The following is a 20,878-nucleotide window of genomic DNA, read 5'->3' as shown; positions in this document are numbered from 1 at the left end:
CTATACTGGCGACATTGAGCCATCTCCCGTCGGCAACCGTTGCCACGAATCTTTTTTAACTCCTATTCCTCGCCTGAGGAAAGTGTGTTCCTCATCTTCGTTTCACTTTCAGGCTAATGGCCGTGTATGGCCTCCAACTAATACGGCCCACTTATATAGTGACCTCTGAATCATTTCGAATCCTTCATGTACTCAATTCGATTCATAGTAGAACCTTGTCCGTTCGCATGATTAACGAAAAATCCAATAATCCGTGAGAATGATTAGGCAGCAAACTTGCTGAAAGGTCATTCCGAATGCAGTGTGATGTCCGCACGCTGGATGCAGAGATTTTTTCTATTACGGAGGTTATTGACATGCGGTTAAACCCTATAGCACGGCTGAGCTTACTGATCTTGGTTGCGATATCAGTATTCGGTTGTGGCACTTCTACCTGGTCGAAAAGGGACACAAATCCTTCAATTCAAGATGAAGTGTATACAACCAGTGTCTGGAGCAAGTGGTTTGGCAACCCAAGATCTGTAAATACCTTCGCGACCACGGCGAGTAGAAGAGTCGTTATTGTTGCTGAAAATCCCCATAACAAGGGTGATCTCATAACCTGTTCAGAGCCTCCCCCAGATGTAGGTGAGACCTTTGCCTCCACTGTGGCCGATGGTTTTAAGCTCGCTGCGCAAGAACCCAAGAGCGGGATAACTGGTGAACTTGCAAATCAATATGCCAGAGCAGTTGCAACTCAAATTGCACCGTTACTTTACAGAACACAGGGATTGCAGATTTACCGAGATAGCTTACATAGCCTCTGTATAGACAGAATGAACAAATGGTTAGGTCGTGATAGTGAAGAAGAGACTTATCAAAATTACCTAACCCAGAAACAGGATTTATTGGATAAGGCTATTGACCTAATCAAAGCAGAGTTTCCCAACATGAAGGAAGCACAACAAGCGTTCTATCAGAATGCGAAAGCAGGAATAGGAATAGAAGAACTTCAGAAGATAGCTGAGGTGCTCAAATCTTCTGCGGCAGCAACTACTCCACCTTCTGTACCGAGTAGGCCTAGTCAACCGGGGGTCCAACCTTCCGGTTCTCTGCCCTCAGGACCATCCAATTGATTGCGGTAGGCTGCGCCCAAAATTGGATAATGTTCGCGCGCCGAGTGCTGACGTAAATTCAACTAGTGGCCCGCTGTTATTGGAAACATGCGTTTCCCTCAAAGACATGGTTGGACAAGACTACAATGGGCAAATATATAGTCTACTTTGGAATCGCAATCCTGTTCTGCTCCTGTAGCGACATACGACGGGAGATCCTCTCATCTAGCTCGTATACGATAGTAGGCCGCAATTATACCCATGCTATTTACAACACTGAAAACCGTCTTATAACGCACCCCTTAGATGATCTCTTTCATGAAGTAAAAAGAAGAGCAGAAGTAGGCGAACCCCCATGTACTGCGATTAAGCAGCGTCTCAGAGTCATCGACGCCTAACTTTCGTTTGCTTGATAGAAAATAGGAGGACACCATGAAACAGATCATGCTGGCTGTCCTGCCTGTGGATGCGCATCAGGCCCCAATTTAACGGCGTGTCTCCGGGTCGGACAGTGGAATCATGCCAAGAGCTGTTATACAGCTTTTGATATGTTCAATACCCTCAGGCGGCCGTCTTCACACGTTGAGCAGTGTTGCACGACAGTTGGGCCACACCACCATTAAGCTCACGGTATCGACCTATGGACGACGGTTGAAAAGCAAGCTCCAGGGGCACTGGACCGGCTGGATATGACCGTTAATTCTGAAAGTGGTAGCAAAGTGGTAGCAGAAGCGATAAAAGACAATAAAATAGCCCCGACTCCAGTGGAGCAAGGGCCATACATTCAACCACTTCTGCTGGAGCCGGCGACCCGGATTGAACGGGCGACCTGCGGTTTACGAATCAGTAATGGGGGATTGTTCAAGTCTTTGATGATTGGGCAATCCCCTTGTCATTGTTGCATACAAGGAATCTTGCTACCTCATTCAGTTATCTGCTGTTCAGTCCATTTCAGTCTAGTTTGTCGCTGTTCCTAACACTGTAATAACACTGATACATACCCCTGTGGATGTTACCGTTTGAACAAAGGGGGGCTAAGGGGGGATTTTTTCAAGCCAATTTAGGCCAAATGATTTACCCACCACAGGTCCATTCCTATTGCCCACACTTGGGCCTGTCTGTTAGTAGGCTAGCTTATATAAAGAAAGGCTGTGTGAGATGAAAAAGAGGCAGAGGTGACGATAACCAATTATTGCCGACGTGGGTCATCATTTGCGTAGATTTTCCCCGTTTTCTCATCGAACATTAATCCGAAATTTGTACCCATGCGTTTTCCTAACTCTGTGACAAAACCCCATACTTTTGAGTGTCCAGTCCCGTGGGACTTTATAAGGCTGTCTCTAACTGCGCTAGCGATTTTATCTTTATACGGGCATTTAATAAGCAATTTAGTTAAATATTCGCCTATTCCTTCTGGTATAAGATGGCTTTTGCAGTCACTCTGAACTGCAGAAACTGCGGCATCAACAAGCAGACTCACAACTTCAGCTGCCCTCTCGTGAAGTTGAATCGTTACCAATTCTTCGTAGCACTGTCTAATTCTGATAACCGCAAGCGCTGCTCCATCAGAGTTTGAGCTGCGCAGTGCAGCGTCAATAAAGGAGGCTATGCTGCTTATGCAAGCGTACAATGAGTTTTTGATTTCAGAGTCTGATGGAAGCCCCTTTGTTAACTTCGAGAGTTTTATAAAAACTACACGAATCGCATCGAAGTAGATTAAAGGATATTGCTTGGAATACTTTGAGCTATAAATGGAACCGAATGACAGTAACGCATTCAGAAGTTCATCAAACTCTGTTGAATAGTCTAGGTCATACATAATTGCTTTTTCTGTATAGCCTGTCTTATCTAACAGGTTTTCTCCTAGCCATCCCAGGTGTCTGAAGGTTTCATCACTTATTGATTTCAGCTCACGCTCAAGTGCTGTCTCCCCAATAGCCGCATATTTGGTAATTAGCCAAATAAAAACTGACTTGTTATTACCAATTGCCGCATTGCTAACCTGCTTCCAAAAACCCATAATTTTGATAATTGCCTGCTCTTCTTCCTTCTCAATCAGCTGACAGACACAGTCGTCGGTAGTTTGAAGGATATCAACTTCGACTGAAGACAAACCCTCTTTGCGGGCCACTTCAAGTAGCCTTGATGTAAAATTGATCAAATGCATTACCCACTTATCTGCTAGACCTCCAGCTGGGTTCCAGTGAGTTAGACCTGAAGGCTTTATTGATGCGAGAGCAGCGCGAGTAATGCCCCTAATAGTCTTAGGGACCTCCGCAAGTGTCTGTAGATCCGTAGCTTTGAGAGCTGCAACGGCGACAGTCGACAGAGTATCAAGGGGATCTGTCGCAGATTCTGCCTTTCTTTTGAATTCTATATAGCGTAGCTGATCTTCTTTAAATCGCTGCTCGTTCTCCCTCTCAGCTTCAGCGAATTGTTGCATGTTTTCCTCACTTGGTTCAGGCCCAGTCCCTCCTACGTATCTCATTAGTTGCTGCAGGTTTTCATCAGATATGTTTCCCAAATGAGAGGATAGACGCGGAGGAGAAAGCCCATATTTCTTGAGTAAAAAGAGTTGTACTTCTTCAGGAGTTACTGTCTTGCTAATCAATAACAGAACTCTTTGAGGATGGAGGTATTGAATATTTCTAAGAAGAAACGCACAGAATAAGATGGCCGATAAACCGGTGAGAAATAAAAGTGTTGGCGGCGTCCATAGATTTAGTAAAAGCCCGCGAACATTTACATTGTATCCTGGGAGAAAATCATGTTTCGGAAGCGACAGTAAAAGACTAGCGCTAGAAGTCAACGTGAGGGCGACTATGCTAACTGCGAAGTATACTATCAATACTCTGTCTCTAAAAAGCCTTAGACTATGCCTATGTGATACGGAATATGAAATTTGAACAAGAACAAAAACAGCGGCTGTGATAATTCCGAAGACAGCGACTTGGATCGTTAATAGGTTGTTATAAAAATTGGAAAGGCCAGACATGATGAAACATCTTTAAGTTATGTGTATTCGCAAAGCTAACACCTGCCGATCCTGAGTCAGTCAGCCAATATCAAGTAGAACTTCACACTCTAGGGAGAAATTAATCACCAGTTCCATAGCTACCGCATTGTCTCAACTGGGGCGAAACAAATGGTTTAGTTCGGCAGTTCAACTATTGCAGGACGCTGAAGCCACACGCGGTTTTCGATAACTTTTTACGGTGTCTCACCAGCCCAGTCTGATGCATAACGAATCTCGTCTTTAGGATTGCCGTTCATCCACCCATTTTTCGACAGATTACTTTGGACCTTATTAACTTTATTTCGCACTTCGGAGACTGAAATCTTGTACTTTCTTGCAACATCGTCAAGAGCCTGCTCCTCCGATATAGATATTGGTAAATCAACTATCTCTCTGTAAATCTTGTATTCTGTCACCGTAAAGTTTCCTGTGTTAGGTCGACCTATTTCCACCCTCCTCGACTTCTCGGTTATACAACCAACCGAACGCAATTTATCGTTTATCTCCTGTTGTTGCTGGTTATCTGCACCCTGTTGTTTCGCATCCTTTCTCAGTTCATACAAACGCGGGCAATCGGCACCTTCGTTAAAAGCAATGTAGAACTCAAGGATATAGGGTGAGGCCTTTTGCCTGTCGAACACAGCAGCAAATGAAGCAGAAGAGATCAGAAGAATGACTATAAAGAGTATGCTGAGCAATGCAGTGCTACGTTCTTTCCTGCGAGTAAGTGCTCCGGCACCTGTGAAGAGCCTGCAGATGTAGCGGAAGGAGCTTATGACACTTCTATGATTGAATCGAGTGTGACTTTAATCCCGCGCCTTCCAAAATAAAACCATGAACCAACGCATTCCTGAACCATGGGTCAGTTGCTGCGGTGCTTTTAGAAATATAATGGCCCTTCAGGTCAATAAGGTCCCCGGATTTTACGGGAATACTTAGCGCGTCGCCTTGGTTAAGTCTCACCATTGTTCTATACAGGGATTTGTTTATCGAGATCTCCTCGATGATTGTCTGCTCTGGCTCCAACTCGACTATCAAAACGGTATCAATACCACTTGGGATGATAATTATCTCCTGGTGAGATTCACCAGGCTGCTTTGCAAATAATTCACCATAATATTCTGGCAAAATAGTTTCTTGACCAAGGAAGAAAATATGCGGGCATGAACCCATCTCCCAATATCTGTTAATGGTGTATAAAGACTTGAGATTAAAATCATGAATCTGCTGCTCCACCTGTATTGAGTTTACTCGAACATCAATCGACTTCGGCCACATAACAGGCCCGATCAATGATGTAACAGCCTGCGCCGGAGACAAATCTTCGTGGGAGAAAGTCTGAACTTGTCCAGAAGGTATGTCTGCAGTTTCCTGAAATGTTGATTCAAAGCCGATACATTCCATTGGTCCAAGCATTGTTGCAACCGGAAATAACAATGTCGCTCCTGCCGGTAACGCAGCAAGCGGTAGACCATGAACTGTTGAAGTATGATCAGTTCCTACTGATGGGTAAAAATCTCTGTATGCCAGGCCCGCAGGCTCGTACTTCTCACATACTATACCTCTCAATTGCAACGGGTTTGATGTGAGATTAGTAGCCCCAAGATAAAGACACCACAAAGGCCGCAATCGATATATTTCCTGAAAGGAATCGGCCCCACATCGCTCATGGTAGGCTAATACTTGGGATATAGATGCCGGAGCAACACCGGCTTCGATCAGGAGTCGAGTGACTCCATCTTTAGGAGCTAATTTACTTTGAAGCTCATCGATGGAGGGGGCGCGTATTGCTTCAAAATACGGATATCCAGACATCTCCGAGCGATTGTGAATTTGGACAGTCGGATACCTTTCTGAATAAGCCTCTATATTAGGAAAGCTGTCTCCCCATTCCTTGTCGTGGCGATAAGATACTGGGTGCGCTTGAACAATCATCTTTTGAAATTCCAAAACTGAATTTTGAACAAGCATCGGCTGAGAGACAGGAACGTTTGAAAGATCTCCAAGAGTAATCTCACGAATTGCGTCAAAGCTCTTACACAATAGAAACCGGCAGTACATAAAATCCGGTTCGGTGGGAGCAGCAACCCTTTGAGATAGAACTATCGAATGCCAGTTATCTCTGTGAATTCTTAATTCCCTTGGTGAAAATCGCGTACCTCTGGGATGATCCGGATTGTAGTGTCCTGCGTCTGCATGACAATCAAAGCAAAGCGTAATAGCATTGGACGGATCATTCGTGCCCCCCTTTGATTCATGCACTATATGATGAACTTCTACCTTGACGCCCTTATAACGATGACAAACACAACAATGCCTAGCTGCGGCTACTAGGGCTTGATCTCTTACGGTTTGTGAAAATGGCATGTAAGCAATGACCGGCGCATCAATTGACGTTCACGAGAAGCTAGTCAAGATGTTTTAACAGATTTGTTGCAATTACCTGTCTCATGAGACTCATGAATTTGAGTAATCTTGCCTTTTTCCGAACCAGCAATGGCATATAGACCGTAAAGTTTGGTGTAGACCTGTTGATAATGCAGGTGTCCTCTACCCGACCAGAGACGTCTTTGATCTTGTGGTCATATAAGCTGGGAGTTTCGAAGCAATAAACTTTTGCTCACAATTGTCTCTACAATCACCGAATCAATTATTGCAGTATCAGTTTGATAATCACTGGACACTTCATTCCGCTTCTTCAGCATACTCATCAAGCACGCTGTCTGATAGGTGCTCCAGATGCTTTAGTCCATTCAGTTCTCGCAAACTATCATAAGATATGTAGGTACAGGTCTCGGCTAATGGACCCTTTTCGAGAAGTGAAAATACAGGTCGTCTAATCTCTTGAAAGACTTTTTCTCTCTTCATCACCGGCGCGATGATGTGCAACTTAATATCCATATTGGGCTGAAGAGCTAATAGATCCGCCATTCGCAAAATACCAGAATAAACAGATGTGGTATGTTCAATTTCAAAGGCTCGAACAATCGAGCGGCCTCTTAACCACAGAACATCTATCTGCTCAATCGTTCGAAGAGTGGTGTCATCGTAATTAAGTGGTAGCCGCTCAAGTACCTGTCCAGCATCCTTTAGCTCTTTCAAAACACCACTTCGATCAGCTCGGGGAATCCAAATGGAAAGCCCCATTTGTTGTCCTATTCGTGCGGTAAGTGCCTGCATGCGGATTGATTCTCGTGTTTCTATTTCAACAGCTTCAACATCCTCGAAAAGATTTGAATCATCGGGCACTGAGACATTGACTACCTTGTCAGAGCGATTAACGGTGTGAGTTGAGAGACGCCGAATATCTTGGTCACTTAGCGGATATGACTTCTGCTCAGTGGATTGCTTCTTCAGCCGGTCAGAAAGAAATAAGGCGTCCCGATCATCTAAGCGAACTAAACTGCCACGGACCTTCCCAGTCCATCCTATTGATCCTTTTGCTAACCCTTGCGTAAAAGATAGTCCGTTCCAGATCAACTCATCGTGTATGGGAATTCCCACTTTTACATCCAGCCACACGTGAGGGCGAACGCGAAAGCGGACTACAAATGGATCGTTTTCTGAAATAAATATCGGGTGATTATCAATGAACGGCCCTTCGACAACTTCTAGTAAACCGAACCAGCGCGACAATCGAGTGAGATAGCAAACGAACACATCCCCTGGCTTAATGCGGTCTGCCATTCGCTTATGACGAATGCGAAATCCAGATATGTCGCGCTTGGATCGACTGAAGGCGTCATACGTTTCGGGCGAAAACAAATCTATAAAGTACGCCATGTGATGAAGTAAGGGATATGTTCGGACATAAACCTTTTCTGGGAAGCAATTCTAGGAGCCTCTGTGACAGAGGCGCAAGAGCCATGAGAAATATGCATATGCGTGTATATGCGTAAAGAGAAGGAAGGCGGTTGACAAGATGGTTGACAAAAGTCGACCTAAATTGAAGCGTTTTCAGACCATTAAAAGTGTTCGTAGGTTATTGTAAAAATGGGCAAAGTAGGCTTTCAGGCACATCGAAAATTCTCTCAAACCTAATTTAACCTCTTGAGGTAGCTTTTTCGGAAAAAGGGAAGGACATGGCTATGTTCAACTCGTTTAGGGGTGAGGCTTCGCCAGAAAGTTTAGATTATTGATTTCTAGGCAATTTCTAAGTACCTCGGAAAATTCATACATTTTATATATGGTTATAAAGTTTGAATGACATGCTGGTCTTACACATCTGATGAAGGATGTTACTTTTTTAGGAGATGACCGTTAAGTGTTATGAGAAAGCCTAAAATCCCCTTCATCGTTACTATGAGTGGATACCGCTTGATACCGTAGGTTCACCTTGACATATTTCCACCAATCACCTGCGGTAAGTTGTATGAGTCCTAGCAGGGGATCTCAGGCTCAAAACACTATTCGAGAGGTATCCCTTCAGATACAGTGACCTTTTTGACGTTATCGGGATAGGCAGCTCGGGAAGTAGCAATCGAAATCTTCCTCCATAGACCATGAGATCGTATCCTGATGGTCCATGATGGTTTAGATATAAGATTCAGCCTATGTAAGCGCAAAGCAACTCCACTTCTCGCAGATATTTTCAGATAGGCAACATTAGTTGCTTCAGATCCGTCCATCCAATAAGTCAACCAGGAGGTGACATATGTAACTGCGACTGTGCGCGCGCTTGGTTATGTCCGCTAGTGCTTGTTCACTGCCTATTCCCTAGGTCTTTATTCAATCCAATCGAGTTTTCTTAGATGATCTACTAGACCATGGCATAGTGCCAGCGGATGGCAGTGTGTTTCATCCACATTATCAAGGAGCAGTTCATGGCAGATTTACTTTCGATCAAAGAAGTAGCAACACGTCTCTCGTGTTCAGTGGCGATGCTTAAAAAATGGGTCGCCGGTGGTCACATCCCAATCGTGAAAGTTGGTCGATTGACACGCATACGGGTATCAGATTTGGAGGCATGGGTTCGTCTTGGGCTTAAACCAAATCAGCCGATAAATGAGGTGACGCATGAGCGAAGTTGAGATAACGCGTGTCCTAGCAGAATGGAGACTTCCGGTAACGGGTGATCCCGTCCGTCTTGAGATCGTGGGGGACGTGGATGGAGCAGATTCTCCGCGCATCAATCATAACTCTGTTCCGCTAACGGATTCATTGTTCAATAAAAAGGATGACGACTATATGGACCATGTCATCTACCCACAGGCTGATGAATTAATCCGAAAACATTTCGTGGGACGCAAGATCTATTGCGCGAAGGCCGCGCAGAAAGGCATGAAGGTCAGCTATGCAGGAAATACCACATCTCGGAACAAACTTCCGAGCGTACGGAGAGGAGCATGAACGTGAATAGTGCGGTGGAAGAAATTGCAACCGTCAACAAAGTGAGCATTAAGGATGTCCGTGATGTCATAACTACGCATTTCCCTGACTTATGGCAGGCTGTAGAGATGGGACTATCGACGTGCGCCACACTATTGCTCGCCGACAACGTGAACCCTGTGGCGTTAATTTACGTGGGACCACCCAGTGCAGGGAAAACTACGGTTGCCAGTATGTTCGATGGGGCCTGCATGAATGGTGACCCGATCTGTTATCGGTCGGATAAGTTCACGCATGCTGCGTTTGTGAGCCAATCGGCAAATACGTCGGTAGACAAGTTAAAGAAAGTTGATCTCCTGCCAAAAATTCAAAAGCGGGTACTGCTTACCCCGGAAATGGCAACCATCTTTAAAGGAAAACAGGATGAATTAATCGAAAAATTTAGTGTAATCACTCGCGTGTTGGATGGTCAGGGTTTCATGACTGATAGCGGGACACATGGAAGACGTGGCTATGAGGGCGATTACTTGTTTGCATGGTTGGGTTGTACAACCCCATTTGATTCAGTGGTATGGAAGGTTATGGCCAATCTCGGCAGTCGGATGTTTTTCCTTGTCATGCAAGCCATGTCAGAACCCACTGTTGAAGAACTGTCCAAGATAAATCATGGGGAACTTCCCTATGTCGAAAAGTTGAGGACGTGCAGGTTGCAGGTACATCAGTTTTTGGCTCAGGTATTCACAGACAATAAGGGGTTCAGAGGTGTTCCCTGGGAGCTTGCTAAAGACCCTGCTGAAACCCGCAGGAGTATTGCAGCTTGCGCTAAGCTCCTTGCGATAATGCGAACTCCCTATGACCCAGACATACAACCACAGCATGAAGCACCATATAGGGCACAGGCTGTTCTGTATAACCTAGCTCGGGGTCATGCGCTTCTGCACGAACGACGACAATTAACGGTAGAGGATATGCCACATGTCGTACAAGTGGCACTGTCGTCAATGCCAGAGAAGCGGAGGAAAATACTGCTGGCATTCAAGAGAAACGGAGGGGAGGCCTTAACAGTCAACCAAGTTAAAGACGCTCTCAGAGTAAGCCCAGACACTGCAAAACTAGCGATGCAGGAGATGGCGTGGTTGGGATTCGCACTGTATGAGGACTATGGAAATGGGGTGCCGCATCAGTTGGTCGTAAATCCCGAGTGGGCATGGTCGATGAAAGACGAATTCATCCATTTATAGACCCTCAATACCTACTAACTTTGTGGGGGTGTGTGCTCACCTATGATTGATTAATCTTTTCTAAAGCCACATTCCCAAATAACTGAAGTAACGAGGGATGTAGTACACCCCCCAAAAGCTCGTAGGTCGTCCTTTGCATCCCCTAAAATTTAGCAGGTCAACACTGAGAGTGTGGAATCTCACCCACTGAAAGCCGAGTTGTCTAGTGCGCTCGCCTTCCCCGCTGGCGCGGGAAGGCGAGCGCTAGACCCGGGGACTAGAGAAAACGAAAGGATAACCAAGTGACTGAGCCGTCTCAGCAAACGTCGCGCCGACTGTTGGGTATGCGAGAAATGGCAGACATCATTGGGATAAGTGTTCATACCCTTTATACGATGGTAAGCCAACGCCGAATACCCTTTGTGAAGGTGGGACGCCTGACCAAGTTTGATCGACAAGCGTTAGATAACTGGATCGAGGAACACACTGTCCTGCCGATGCCCGCCAAATAGTGATTGACAGTGTATTAGCATAAACGCTAACATTCGTCTATGAAGACATGCTTGAGAGAGTGGCGAGAGCGACGAGGGTTGAGCTTGCGAAAGCTGGGGGACTTAAGTGGCGTGCACTTTGTGTCACTTGCAAGGCTCGAAGCTGGCCTGCTTGACCCTCAGCTCTCCACTCTTCTCAAGCTGTGTAAGGCGCTAAACGTTTCCCTTACCCAACTGGTCGGAGTGGCAAGCAAGCCACAGGAAAGGAGGAAGTCCGATGGGGCTGACTAAACGGAAGGATAGTTATTATGTGGAGTTCTCTATCATTGATGATGGTAAGACAATATCGCTAGCAAATGGAAAAGGAGGAGGAAAGCTGCGACGGTGGAAGGTCGGAAGTCATAACCGGACTGCTGCTAGACAACAGGAAGCTCTTATCAAGACTGAATTGATGAAGGGCATGATCAAGAGCGACGCAGCCAAACCGCTCACATTTAAGGAGTGGGGAGAGACCTACCTAGCACTAGAGGAGGTTCTACGGCTCAAGTCTCTTAAGGACCGAATTAACATAGTCCAGTTACAGCTGATACCGTTCTTTGGAAACAAGGAGCTAACAGCAATTACTCCTGAACATGTAGAGGAGTACAGGGCACAGCGAAAGAAGAGTAATGGTGATGCGGTAAAGCTTCAGACCATTAACAATGATCACATCGTCCTGAAGCATTGCTTGAACGTAGCGAGACGAAAGCGTCTGCTCATGGTCAACCCTGCTAGCCTTGTACCCATTCCTAACCCGAACAATGAACGAGACAGAGTGTTAAGTGCTGAAGAGTGGAGCAGGCTATACGAATGCTCTGCCCCTCATTTGAAGCCCATCTTGCTAACTGCCTACCATCTAGGTCAGCGTTTAGGCGAAATCTTAAATTTGACCTGGGATCGAGTAGACCTGCATCGAGGGATCATTACACTACGGGGTGTTGATACAAAAACCAACAAACCCCGTCAGGTGCCGATGACTCATGATGTGAAGACCGCCTTGATGGACCTATCCAAGGTCAGAGACCTAAAACACAAACACGTATTCGTGTATCAGCGAAATCCTGTGAGGGAAGTCAAAAGGTCATTTAAGACGGCTAGCAAGAAGGCAGGCATAGAGAACTTACGGTTTCACGATTTGAGACACTGCGCAGCCACAAACCTAAGACGCGCAGGCGTCGATACAACCACGGCCATGCAGATCATCGGGCACAAATCGCCGATGATGTGGAAGCGATATAACAGCGTGGCAGAAAGTGATTTGATTGCCGCTGCAGGTAAGCTCTCTACCTACCTTTCTAACACTGTATTAACACCTGCCGATTTGAAGGATTCTTCTAAGAACGTAAGTGCTTGAGATTGTGGAGCCGGCGACCCGGATTGAACGGGCGACCTGCGGTTTACGAAACCGCTGCTCTACCAACTGAGCTACGCCGGCGTCTGCGGAAGGATCCTTACCCTACACGGGTTTTTTCCAGGTCTCAAGAGGTTTTTCCCCTGCTACTTGATCTTCGAGATCGGCTGCAATCTCACGCTCGCGCCTTGATTCGGGCCCGGTATGCAAAAGGGCTCTTGTTCGTTTCCGAATTGTTCTCTTGCAATCACACGCACTTCACCTTTGACATAGGCGCATAGTTCACCGGCCAAAACCTGTCCGTCTTTATCGACATCGGCGGCACCGGCCATGCCTTTCAGGACCTCGTATGTAAACAGACCATGGTGCCCCGGATCATAAGCGTGGGCTTCCTGAACGCTCCGATTGCCGACCATCAAGAGCACCTTGTCTTTCCCCTGCGCGCTCTGTTCCCACACCGGTGCAGCAGGTTCCAACCCGTCCTGCCTGGCAATCGTCTCGAGCGACAGATCGAGCATGACTATGGCTCGATAGATCGGTAATCGTGTCAGGGATTCGTGGAGCCGCCGCAACGAATACATCCGGGTGCCGGATGCATGACCATCGAACGGCACGATGGACACGGCTCCAGTCGAGGCATCCACGACTCCCCTGCCCGACACGTACAGATATACAACGGTGGACGCATCGGCTTTAGCCGGAAGCCACTCCTCCAAGGCTTCGATCAGATCGTCTTTAAGGGCACGATGATCTGTGAGTCTACGGATCCGGTCCGGCAAAATTCCGCTCACCGCCTGCCAATAGCCGCCCATGACTTCGGCGTCGCGAGAGGCATACTTGACCTGTGGCACGTCGGGATCGCGGAACTGTCCAATCCCCACGGCAATTCCGATGGCCTTCGGCTGTTTCAGTTTTCCGCTCGACTTGGGAATCTCATCGACATCGACCGGGGCGGCCGTGGCGCCCGGAGCGCTTTCAGGTTTCATCGAGATGACGAATCGCTTGGCTTGAGGCAGTTGATCCGATGGCGAAGTGGTTCGCATGGAGAGCGTCAGTTCGGCCTGCAGCGCTTCCTTTATCGTTCCCGCTTTTCCTTCGACTGAAATCCGTTTTACATCGCCCCGTGGAATGTCTCCCACCGGCACGACGCTCGGGATCTGTTCGACCAACTCGGGAGTTCCGTTCGCCATCACCTCGACGCCAAGCGCATCCCCCGGCCCGTCGTTGGTGATTTCGATTTCGACAGAGAGCGCTTCGCCCGGATGGAGCACCTGATTGCGGTTCTCATCGCGCACGATGGCCCTAAATGTCAACGTCGCTGGTCCGCCGGGAACGGCCGGAGCCGACGATCGTGACGGAGTGTGAACCAAAGACATCGTGAGCGGCGCGGCAGCGCTTATACCCGACGGGATCGGCGAGGGAGGGACCGAGACCTGAGGTGTGGGTGTGCCGCTGCCTGCTTTGCGGGCGGCCTCAAGGACCTTGCTGGAGGTTCCGAGTTGAATCGCCATCCCGTCGGTGACGCGCTCGATCGCGTCGTGGGCAATCTGCTCGAGTCCCGTGACATCGCATGAGGAAGCGCTCGCATCGACTTCGCCGCTTCCCAAACTTTGTAACTTTTTCTGAAAGAGGACCGTCCCGTCGGCAGCCGTATAGGCGAAATCCAATCCGATCGTGAGCGTGGCAGGATAGCTCTTCTTCACTTTTCTGGTGACGAGGAGATCGAGCGTCGCGAGGCCGACCGACACATCCTCATACCCGTCCACGGCCGCCCCGGCTTGTTCATCGGACACGACCTTTTGGAAGACACGGCCCGTCTTGCGTGTAATCGCCGCCGAAAGAGATTCTCCGATTGGGAGCGTGCGTTCCTGGCCGCAGGCGTCCTGGTATGTCACCTGCGCCGCGGCAACCGATGGATTGGCCCGCAGCTGCACCGTCAGCGGCAGATAATATCCGGCTCCGAGGCCGTCTCGACTGCTAAAGAGGCCGCACCCCTCCAACAGGAGCGTCAAAAACCCCGCGACCATAGCCGCGGTGGAAAGCCGGCTCTTGATACCACGATGAGTGTGAATCATCCTCACCATATTCGTTATACCGAAAAGGCGCCGTCAGCCACAACCGACCGGATGAGTTGAGAGCCCGTTTGACAGCCACACATGCCTCGGCTAAGGTCGCGGGCATGCCTGCAGAGTTTCCGTCTGAATCTATCAGACCTTCGGTCCTGCCATCCTGGTCTGCGGTTGCTCGCTTGATCCGTCTTCAGAGCCAGACCGGGACTCTCCTTCTGTTGCTGCCGACATGGTGGTCGCTCATCCTTGCCTCCCGGGGCGTTCCTCCATGGAAACTGCTCGCAATCTTCTCACTCGGCTCGTTCCTTATGCGCAGCGCTGGTGTCGTGCTGAATGATCTTGCCGACCGCTCGTTCGACCGGCACGTCTCAAGGACCCGCTTACGACCATTAGCCTCCGGTGAAATGACGGTGAAACAGGCGACGGCGATCGCCGCCGTCCTGGTGGCCGCCGCCGCCGGGCTGGTGCTGCTTCTCAATCCCCTTGCCATGCTCTTGAGTCCGATCGCACTGCTGCTCGCGGCACTGTACCCGTTTGCCAAGCGGATCATTCATGTGCCGCAGACGATGCTCGGCATCGCGTTCGGTTGGGGAACGATCATGGCATGGGCCGCCGCTCGCGAAACGCTCGACAGTCCGGCATGGCTCGTATTTGCCGCAACCGTCTTCTGGGCCATTGGTTACGATACGATCTACGCGCTACAGGACGTGGAGGACGATCTCCGCATCGGCGTGAAATCATCGGCCTTGTTCTTCGGACGGATCTCATGGATCGCGGTCGGCGTGGCACTGGCCGCGATGTTATTTCTGCTGGGACTGGCCGGCTGGATGTCGGCTATCGGGCGGAGTTTCTTCGTCGTACTCGCAGGCCTCAGCCTGGTATGCCTCGGACAGGTCTTTCAACTGAGAACCGCGCTCTCACCCTCACGTGCGTTTGAACTGTTTCACCGGCACGTATGGTTCGGTTCGGTCATTGCGGCTGGACTGCTGACCGGGTTCTATCTGTAACCAGTGTGGCGCTCGACCTACGCTGCATATCGGCTGGCGCCGTCGGGTGCGAACTGCGCACGGCGCTGCATTTCCCAAGCTCGGCTGGACAGCCGAACATAGATCAGCTCGCGGGTTTGTCGCTCGCCGGTTCGGCTCTCGGCGCACGCAACGTTCCCAGATAAATTGTCACGGCCTTGGCATCCGCGTCGCTGAGTCCGAGGGCCGGCATGCGCGTCTCGGGCTTCATCGCCTGTGGATTCTTGACCCATCGATAGATCCAGGTGCCGTTGAGGCGGAATCCGGCACGGTCGAGAGCCGGACCGACTTTACCGCCATCTTCGCCGATGCTGTGACAACCGTTGCAACCATACTTATTGAAATACAGTCGCTTGCCAAGATCCTGCACAGCCGTCAGATCACCTTTGACAGGAAGATCCGGCCTGGCCACGCTCGTGCCTTTGCCCGGTCTGCTCGTGAAATTGGTCACCGCCATCTGGGCCGCGTCCAATTCTTTCTTCGCTTTGCCCATGGCTTCCTGTTCTTTGGCATAGGAAGACTCGTCGACATCGACGTCTTTTTTGAGCGCGGCGCTTTTCTTTTCCGCTTCTTCGCTTGCTTTCTTTTCCGCCGCCTCATAGGCCGCCTTCGACTCATCGAACTTTGTCTGGGCGGACTTCAGCGCCTCTGCCAACTCCTTCTTCCGCTCCTCGACTTTGAATTCCAACTTCATGCCGTGAAGCGTGCGCACATACCCGACGATGGCCCAGATCTCCTCTTCTGAGAGCGTGTACTTGAAGGTCGGCATCGTCGGGACAGCGAAATCGTCATCGCCGATCTTGTCACCGCCCGGGCTGGTATCCTTCATGTCGCGCGACACGGTGTTGAAGATGTCCTCGTCCTTGAACGTACTCATCTCCGACTTATTGGACAAATCCTTCGGCTTGGGATCCGGCATCGAGGACCAATTGAACCCTTCGTTCTGACGGCCGTTTTCTCCGTGACAATGCAGGCAGTAATGGGCATAGAGTTCGTGCCCCTTTTTCTGCTGCTCGCTCGCGCAGCCACCGGCGACCATACCCCACACGCCGATCAGGCCGGCCACCGCTCCCATGACTTGAAGCCTTGCCGCCTTCATGCTGACTGCCCTTTCTTCAGTTTGCGGATCAGGACAAACTGAAATCCGACCGCCACGGCAATGGCCATCGCCGCATAAAGATAGCCTGAGTAATCCGGTGGCGGCTCTGCACGGAAATACCACCAGGAGGAGACCGCTTTCTGTGACCCCTTTTCCTGTAGTTCACCGGCGCCGTTCTTTTTACCGTCCCACACTGCGAAAGCGATGTTGATGAATTCTCCCGGCTTGACCTGCGTATCTTCATCGACATGCTCGTTGGAGAGCGCACGGGAGAAGACCACTTTCCATGTTCCGTTGGAGTACACCCCCTTCGCCGTCACATCTTGATGGGATTGCGTCTTGAGCGTGCCGAACCCTTTGGCGTTCATGTCAACGGCTTTGTTCGCCTTATTCTTCCAGAACCAGATGTTCACCGGACCGCCTTCGACCTGGGACATCGGCTGGCCATGGGCGAAGTGGGCTTTCAACTCGCCGACCATGAATTCGAGCGCAGCGGCATCGTCCGGATCTTCCGTGGGATCCTCATACTCGAGCAGAAACGCGACCTGTGTGCCATCGTGCAGCGCACGGACCTTGACATCCTTGACCGTGACTTCTTGGATACGGTTCTGCCAATGTACCTGTGGCGACATGGGGAATTGCGCCTGCGGGGCGCTGCTCCAGGCAGCGGCGTTTGGATCATCGACCGGCAGCGCACCTTTGGCCAACGGGGCGCGAACCGCAACGCTTTCTTGCGCAAGCACAGGAACGGCTCCGGCCAGAAGGCATGCGAATGCTGCACCTGCCGACGCTATCTTGAAAGTGGTCACTGGCCGCGGCTTTACCCGTGTCATAAATGCCTCATCCAACCTGATTGGTTACTCCCACGTTCTCGGGGACTGATGGGCTCCGTCGTATTCGCCCATGATGATCTTCCAGATCCATTCATCCGGCAGTTCGACTTCCCATCGGGGCATTGCGGATTTCCAGGGCATGCCCTCGATCGGCAGACCGACCCCGCCCTTCTTGATACGCCAGAAGAGATAGCTTTCCTGAAGCATGGCGATGGTCGTCGGATCGGAAAAATTCGCCGGAGGAGGATTGAACCCGCGCGCCGCGGGTCCCTTTCCATCGAAATTTCCGCCGTGGCACGGAGAACAGAAGGCCGCATAGAACCCCTTGCCCTGCATGATGTTGTCCGGAGTCTTCGAGACGGGGTTTGAAAGGCCCGTGTATTCACCGGGAGGCGCAGGATGAATGGTCCGGTTTTCCGCCGGAGGCTGATCGCTGACCGCCGTGCTTCCGTAGGTCTGCCAACCGACGAGCAGCGGAAAGAGAATCAAGACCCCGTAGCGGGCCGTTTGCAACGCGCCGATGTTCTCGCCGGTCAGGAATCGCTGAATCGGTCCCCAAAAGGCATCCTTGGATTCGCCGCTCATCGTGGCAAAGATCACGATCCCGGAGGTGACCAGCATGAGGTACAGAAAGATCAGACTGGATGGCAGCGGAGCGGAGCCTGGAATATTCGGCACCACAAACTTCAGGAGCAGATACACCACTCCGATCAGAATCACGGGTTTGACTAATGGGCCACCCATACGTGCCTCCTCAACGTGCGTGTGCGACGGTGACAGGAACTTCTACCGCGGCCTTGACCGGTGCGGCGGGAGACTGTCCCGGCACTTCGAGTTCTGACGGACTGACGGAAATCGGCTCCCCGCTCATCTGCTGCAGGAATGCGATCACGGACAGGATCTCGTTCTTGGAGAGGCCGATCGGATTCTTGTTGATGTACGGCATGCGCGCCGGGTACTCCTTCGGCGGGCCTTCGTGCCGGTAGTCCAGGTAGATATACGCTTGCGGCTGCGTGAGGCTCTCGAAGATGAATTCCCGGCTCAGCTTGGCGCCGATGCCTTTCAAGTCCGGACAGCGGGCTGATTCACTCGGACCGATGGAATGACAGAGCGCGCATTGGCCTTTGCTGAAAAAGATCTTTTGACCGATGGCCGCCATATCCGTCGGGGTTTTCACGGTGGCAATGTCGAACTTTTCCTCCGCGGGAGGCAGCGACGCCATCTGAGGAACGGCCAGCGCGACCAGAGAAAACAGGCCCAGGACAATGGCCACGAATCCGATGACCCTGGCGAACTGGGCACGGATGAAGAGCAGGATGCTGATTCCCGTGCAGACGACCAAGAGCCCGATCAACTGCAGCATTGCGACTTCGCTCATAATCCCTCGCTCAAAATGTCCAACCAGGCCGGCTCAATCAGCCGGCCCGATCACGCAGAAATAATCGAACGATGAAATGTTCATGCTCGGTCACGATCGGGCGCCCCGCCGGCCATGGCGGGAATGCCGTGGGGCAGCTCAGCCTTGTCACTCGTATGACCGCCTTTGGCCTTGTCACCCATCGTCGCGACCCAGAAGATAAATGCCACGAGCATGCAGAAGAGAAACGTATTCAACGCCATGAAGGCGGCCGCATATCCGAGCGCCGGTGAAAAAGCATACTGCGACGAGTCTCGCATGACACCGTAGATGTGCCAATGAACTCGTGACGACGAACGCGCATAGCCCATCAGCGTCATCAAAAGAATGACCATGACGGAATTCAATACAAGCGCATAACCGGCCCGTGGCGGCATCCGTCCCCACACCATCTCCGTGGTCGTCTTCGCGCTCTTGAGCAGAAGTGCCGTCAGTGGCGTGATCGTCAGCATGACGAACAGTACGATGAGCACCTGCGAGGTCGAGAAATAATTGATGCGGATGATGGCCGGAACGAAATAGCCCCACACACCCAGTACGATCACGGCGATACCTGCAAGCACAAGCACTCCGCCCATGACTGACCTGGCCACCTTGGCCCACGTGGCGGTTTCCTGTTTGCCCGCGCGCCAATACATGATGAAGCTCATAAACGTGACGAGAATCATGAGGTTGGCCACTGTCATCTTGGCGGACATGACTCCGAACACCCCGAGCAGGGGATGGTGCGTCCCGCCCATCTTTCTCGCTTCCTCCAGGCTGGCGACGAGCGAGTGCGGCGTCATCCACACTCCCAGACACAGAAGCAGGATGATCAGCATGGTCATGATCGGTTTGCGATATTTCATTTCGGAGCCCGGAATGCGATGCGTGATCCCGAGCCAGAAATAATAATTGGACCCGAGGAACAACACGCCGATCAGCATGGCCTGCAGGATGAAGAGCCAGGAGAGGAATCCGCCCATCAGGGTGATGCCCATCTGCTGATTGTACTGATAGATTTCGCGCATCAACCAGTAGCCGGCGAACGGGAGCGGGAGTAGACCGAAGACGCCGATAAAATTGCCGACGTATCCCATCCAGTCATAATGGTCCCGCTCTTCTGCATTTCTCGCCGACAGATATCGGATGCCCGCATAGGCGCCGCAAATGTATCCGCCCAGCACGACGTTGGCGATCAACCGGTGGATGTTGACGGGCCACCAGGTGGGATTCCAGGTCGCCGCCCAGGCTCGCTGGAGGTCTGTGCCCTCCGCGATCACGACCGGACTGGCCTGGAACGTGGCCCAGGAGTTCGGCACGATCATGATAAAGAAGGCAAAAAAGTTCAGGAGAAAGCCCAAGAAGATGTGGAAGGTCTTCTTGTTGCCGTCCTGCATCGCATCCCACCCGTACCAGTAGAGATAGAGTGTAGCCGTCTCAAGCAGGAAGAGGATGCAATAGAAAATGAACGACGGGAAAAAAATATCCGTCAGATAATTCATGAGTTTGGGGTAAAACGCGATCAGGAGAAACAGGAGAATGCCGCCGAACAATGCGGTCGTGGCATAGGCGGACGTCAGAAGCTTCGTGAACTCCTTGGCGAGTTTGTCATACCGTTTCTCCCCACCCTTCCAGCCCACGACTTCGCAGAGCCAGGCGAAAATTGGAACGCCCAGCACGAATCCCGCCAGCAGCAGATGGAGTTGTGCGATGATCCAGACGAGATTCCGGCTGCCGATCCCCGGAATGTCGCGATATTCGGTCGGACCGGCCTGGGTCCCTTCTGCCGCAAACCCCAGAGAGGGAAGCGCGAGAATCCCAGCGCCAAGCAACAGACCCGGAAGCCATCTGCCGGGACCATCGAGGGCTCGGAGCAGCCGCTGAATCATTCCGCCCTGGTGTCGCATGGCACTC

18 protein-coding genes and 1 tRNA gene are annotated in these 20,878 nt (G+C 50.7%); 8 read left to right on the top strand and 11 right to left on the bottom strand.

Annotation, left to right across the window (positions count from 1 at the left end; genetic code table 11):
- Positions 1 to 296 precede the first annotated feature (296 nt).
- On the top strand, positions 297 to 1,115 hold the full coding sequence (locus W02_RS15215) for a hypothetical protein (RefSeq protein ID WP_173049176.1): 819 nt from the start codon (positions 297 to 299) through the stop codon (positions 1,113 to 1,115).
- Positions 1,116 to 2,283: 1,168 nt separating this feature from the next.
- Here W02_RS15215 and W02_RS15210 read toward each other — a convergent pair.
- The 4 genes from W02_RS15210 to W02_RS15195 form a co-directional block, all read right to left on the bottom strand.
- Positions 2,284 to 4,089: a hypothetical protein gene (locus W02_RS15210; protein WP_173049174.1), complete on the bottom strand. Its 1,806-nt coding sequence runs from the start codon at positions 4,087 to 4,089 to the stop codon at positions 2,284 to 2,286.
- Positions 4,090 to 4,304: 215 nt separating this feature from the next.
- On the bottom strand, positions 4,305 to 4,808 hold the full coding sequence (locus W02_RS15205) for a hypothetical protein (RefSeq protein ID WP_173049172.1): 504 nt from the start codon (positions 4,806 to 4,808) through the stop codon (positions 4,305 to 4,307).
- An 85-nt stretch (positions 4,809 to 4,893) separates the two neighbouring features.
- Positions 4,894 to 6,477, bottom strand: a complete 1,584-nt coding sequence (locus W02_RS15200; protein ID WP_173049170.1) for an HNH endonuclease — start codon at positions 6,475 to 6,477, stop codon at positions 4,894 to 4,896.
- Positions 6,478 to 6,795: 318 nt separating this feature from the next.
- Complete coding sequence (locus W02_RS15195) at positions 6,796 to 7,797, bottom strand: hypothetical protein (RefSeq protein ID WP_173049169.1); 1,002 nt, start codon at positions 7,795 to 7,797, stop codon at positions 6,796 to 6,798.
- A 1,136-nt stretch (positions 7,798 to 8,933) separates the two neighbouring features.
- Here W02_RS15195 and W02_RS15190 point away from each other — a divergent pair.
- The 6 genes from W02_RS15190 to W02_RS15165 all read left to right on the top strand — a co-directional run bounded on the left by W02_RS15190 (position 8,934) and on the right by W02_RS15165 (position 12,542).
- Positions 8,934 to 9,140: a helix-turn-helix domain-containing protein gene (locus tag W02_RS15190; RefSeq protein WP_173049167.1), complete on the top strand. Its 207-nt coding sequence runs from the start codon at positions 8,934 to 8,936 to the stop codon at positions 9,138 to 9,140.
- Entirely contained in the window at positions 9,127 to 9,459 is a 333-nt protein-coding gene (locus W02_RS15185; RefSeq protein WP_173049165.1) for a hypothetical protein, read from the top strand. Before W02_RS15190 ends, W02_RS15185 begins: the two co-directional genes overlap by 14 nt.
- A complete protein-coding gene (locus W02_RS15180; RefSeq protein ID WP_173049163.1) occupies positions 9,456 to 10,679 on the top strand; it encodes a hypothetical protein in 1,224 nt (407 codons plus the stop codon). Before W02_RS15185 ends, W02_RS15180 begins: the two co-directional genes overlap by 4 nt.
- Positions 10,680 to 11,002: 323 nt before the next feature.
- Positions 11,003 to 11,170 carry an excisionase family DNA-binding protein gene (locus W02_RS22195; RefSeq protein ID WP_173051504.1) on the top strand — a complete coding sequence of 56 codons (168 nt, stop codon included), beginning with the start codon at positions 11,003 to 11,005 and terminating at the stop codon, positions 11,168 to 11,170.
- Positions 11,171 to 11,209: 39 nt separating this feature from the next.
- The gene (locus W02_RS22190; RefSeq protein ID WP_370467944.1) at positions 11,210 to 11,440 is read left to right on the top strand and encodes a helix-turn-helix domain-containing protein; all 231 of its coding nucleotides are present in this window, start codon (positions 11,210 to 11,212) and stop codon (positions 11,438 to 11,440) included.
- Positions 11,427 to 12,542, top strand: coding sequence for a site-specific integrase (locus tag W02_RS15165; protein ID WP_173049158.1), 1,116 nt, complete (start codon positions 11,427 to 11,429; stop codon positions 12,540 to 12,542). Before W02_RS22190 ends, W02_RS15165 begins: the two co-directional genes overlap by 14 nt.
- A 5-nt stretch (positions 12,543 to 12,547) precedes the next feature.
- Here W02_RS15165 and W02_RS15160 read toward each other — a convergent pair.
- A tRNA-Thr gene (locus W02_RS15160) sits at positions 12,548 to 12,623 on the bottom strand.
- A 62-nt stretch (positions 12,624 to 12,685) separates the two neighbouring features.
- Positions 12,686 to 14,614, bottom strand: a complete 1,929-nt coding sequence (locus W02_RS15155; RefSeq protein WP_173049156.1) for a hypothetical protein — start codon at positions 14,612 to 14,614, stop codon at positions 12,686 to 12,688.
- 104 nt (positions 14,615 to 14,718) lie between these two features.
- Here W02_RS15155 and ubiA point away from each other — a divergent pair, with 104 nt between their 5' ends.
- Positions 14,719 to 15,615 (top strand): 4-hydroxybenzoate octaprenyltransferase, encoded by an 897-nt coding sequence (ubiA, locus tag W02_RS15150; protein WP_173049154.1) that lies wholly within the window; start codon positions 14,719 to 14,721, stop codon positions 15,613 to 15,615.
- 103 nt (positions 15,616 to 15,718) lie between these two features.
- Here the strand turns inward: ubiA and W02_RS15145 are convergent, their stop codons facing one another.
- The 5 genes from W02_RS15145 to W02_RS15125 all read right to left on the bottom strand — a co-directional run bounded on the left by W02_RS15145 (position 15,719) and on the right by W02_RS15125 (position 20,871).
- On the bottom strand, positions 15,719 to 16,732 hold the full coding sequence (locus tag W02_RS15145; RefSeq protein WP_173049152.1) for a c-type cytochrome: 1,014 nt from the start codon (positions 16,730 to 16,732) through the stop codon (positions 15,719 to 15,721).
- The gene (locus W02_RS15140) at positions 16,729 to 17,565 is read right to left on the bottom strand and encodes an ethylbenzene dehydrogenase-related protein (protein ID WP_173049150.1); all 837 of its coding nucleotides are present in this window, start codon (positions 17,563 to 17,565) and stop codon (positions 16,729 to 16,731) included. Before W02_RS15140 ends, W02_RS15145 begins: the two co-directional genes overlap by 4 nt.
- A gap of 24 nt (positions 17,566 to 17,589) precedes the next feature.
- Entirely contained in the window at positions 17,590 to 18,309 is a 720-nt protein-coding gene (locus W02_RS15135; RefSeq protein WP_173049148.1) for a cytochrome c, read from the bottom strand.
- A 10-nt stretch (positions 18,310 to 18,319) separates the two neighbouring features.
- Positions 18,320 to 18,943, bottom strand: coding sequence for a cytochrome c (locus W02_RS15130; RefSeq protein WP_173049146.1), 624 nt, complete (start codon positions 18,941 to 18,943; stop codon positions 18,320 to 18,322).
- Positions 18,944 to 19,023: 80 nt separating this feature from the next.
- The gene (locus W02_RS15125) at positions 19,024 to 20,871 is read right to left on the bottom strand and encodes a cytochrome ubiquinol oxidase subunit I (RefSeq protein WP_173049144.1); all 1,848 of its coding nucleotides are present in this window, start codon (positions 20,869 to 20,871) and stop codon (positions 19,024 to 19,026) included.
- Positions 20,872 to 20,878: the final 7 nt, after the last annotated feature.

The organism is Nitrospira sp. KM1, assembly GCF_011405515.1.
Lineage (GTDB): Bacteria > Nitrospirota > Nitrospiria > Nitrospirales > Nitrospiraceae > Nitrospira_C.
This window is presented reverse-complemented; position numbering and strand designations above follow the sequence as displayed.

Coding starts and splice junctions, on each gene's coding strand:
- W02_RS15155 (WP_173049156.1), bottom strand. CDS start 14,614: ATGATTCACACTCATCGTGGTATCAAGAGCCGGCTTTCCACCGCGGCT.
- W02_RS15145 (WP_173049152.1), bottom strand. CDS start 16,732: ATGAAGGCGGCAAGGCTTCAAGTCATGGGAGCGGTGGCCGGCCTGATC.
- W02_RS15165 (WP_173049158.1), top strand. CDS start 11,427: ATGGGGCTGACTAAACGGAAGGATAGTTATTATGTGGAGTTCTCTATC.
- W02_RS15130 (WP_173049146.1), bottom strand. CDS start 18,943: ATGAGCGAAGTCGCAATGCTGCAGTTGATCGGGCTCTTGGTCGTCTGC.
- W02_RS15185 (WP_173049165.1), top strand. CDS start 9,127: ATGAGCGAAGTTGAGATAACGCGTGTCCTAGCAGAATGGAGACTTCCG.
- W02_RS15195 (WP_173049169.1), bottom strand. CDS start 7,797: ATGGCAGACCGCATTAAGCCAGGGGATGTGTTCGTTTGCTATCTCACT.
- W02_RS15135 (WP_173049148.1), bottom strand. CDS start 18,309: ATGGGTGGCCCATTAGTCAAACCCGTGATTCTGATCGGAGTGGTGTAT.
- W02_RS22195 (WP_173051504.1), top strand. CDS start 11,003: ATGCGAGAAATGGCAGACATCATTGGGATAAGTGTTCATACCCTTTAT.
- W02_RS15190 (WP_173049167.1), top strand. CDS start 8,934: ATGGCAGATTTACTTTCGATCAAAGAAGTAGCAACACGTCTCTCGTGT.
- W02_RS15125 (WP_173049144.1), bottom strand. CDS start 20,871: ATGCGACACCAGGGCGGAATGATTCAGCGGCTGCTCCGAGCCCTCGAT.
- W02_RS22190 (WP_370467944.1), top strand. CDS start 11,210: ATGAAGACATGCTTGAGAGAGTGGCGAGAGCGACGAGGGTTGAGCTTG.
- ubiA (WP_173049154.1), top strand. CDS start 14,719: ATGCCTGCAGAGTTTCCGTCTGAATCTATCAGACCTTCGGTCCTGCCA.
- W02_RS15140 (WP_173049150.1), bottom strand. CDS start 17,565: ATGACACGGGTAAAGCCGCGGCCAGTGACCACTTTCAAGATAGCGTCG.
- W02_RS15200 (WP_173049170.1), bottom strand. CDS start 6,477: ATGCCATTTTCACAAACCGTAAGAGATCAAGCCCTAGTAGCCGCAGCT.
- W02_RS15215 (WP_173049176.1), top strand. CDS start 297: ATGCAGTGTGATGTCCGCACGCTGGATGCAGAGATTTTTTCTATTACG.
- W02_RS15210 (WP_173049174.1), bottom strand. CDS start 4,089: ATGTCTGGCCTTTCCAATTTTTATAACAACCTATTAACGATCCAAGTC.
- W02_RS15180 (WP_173049163.1), top strand. CDS start 9,456: ATGAACGTGAATAGTGCGGTGGAAGAAATTGCAACCGTCAACAAAGTG.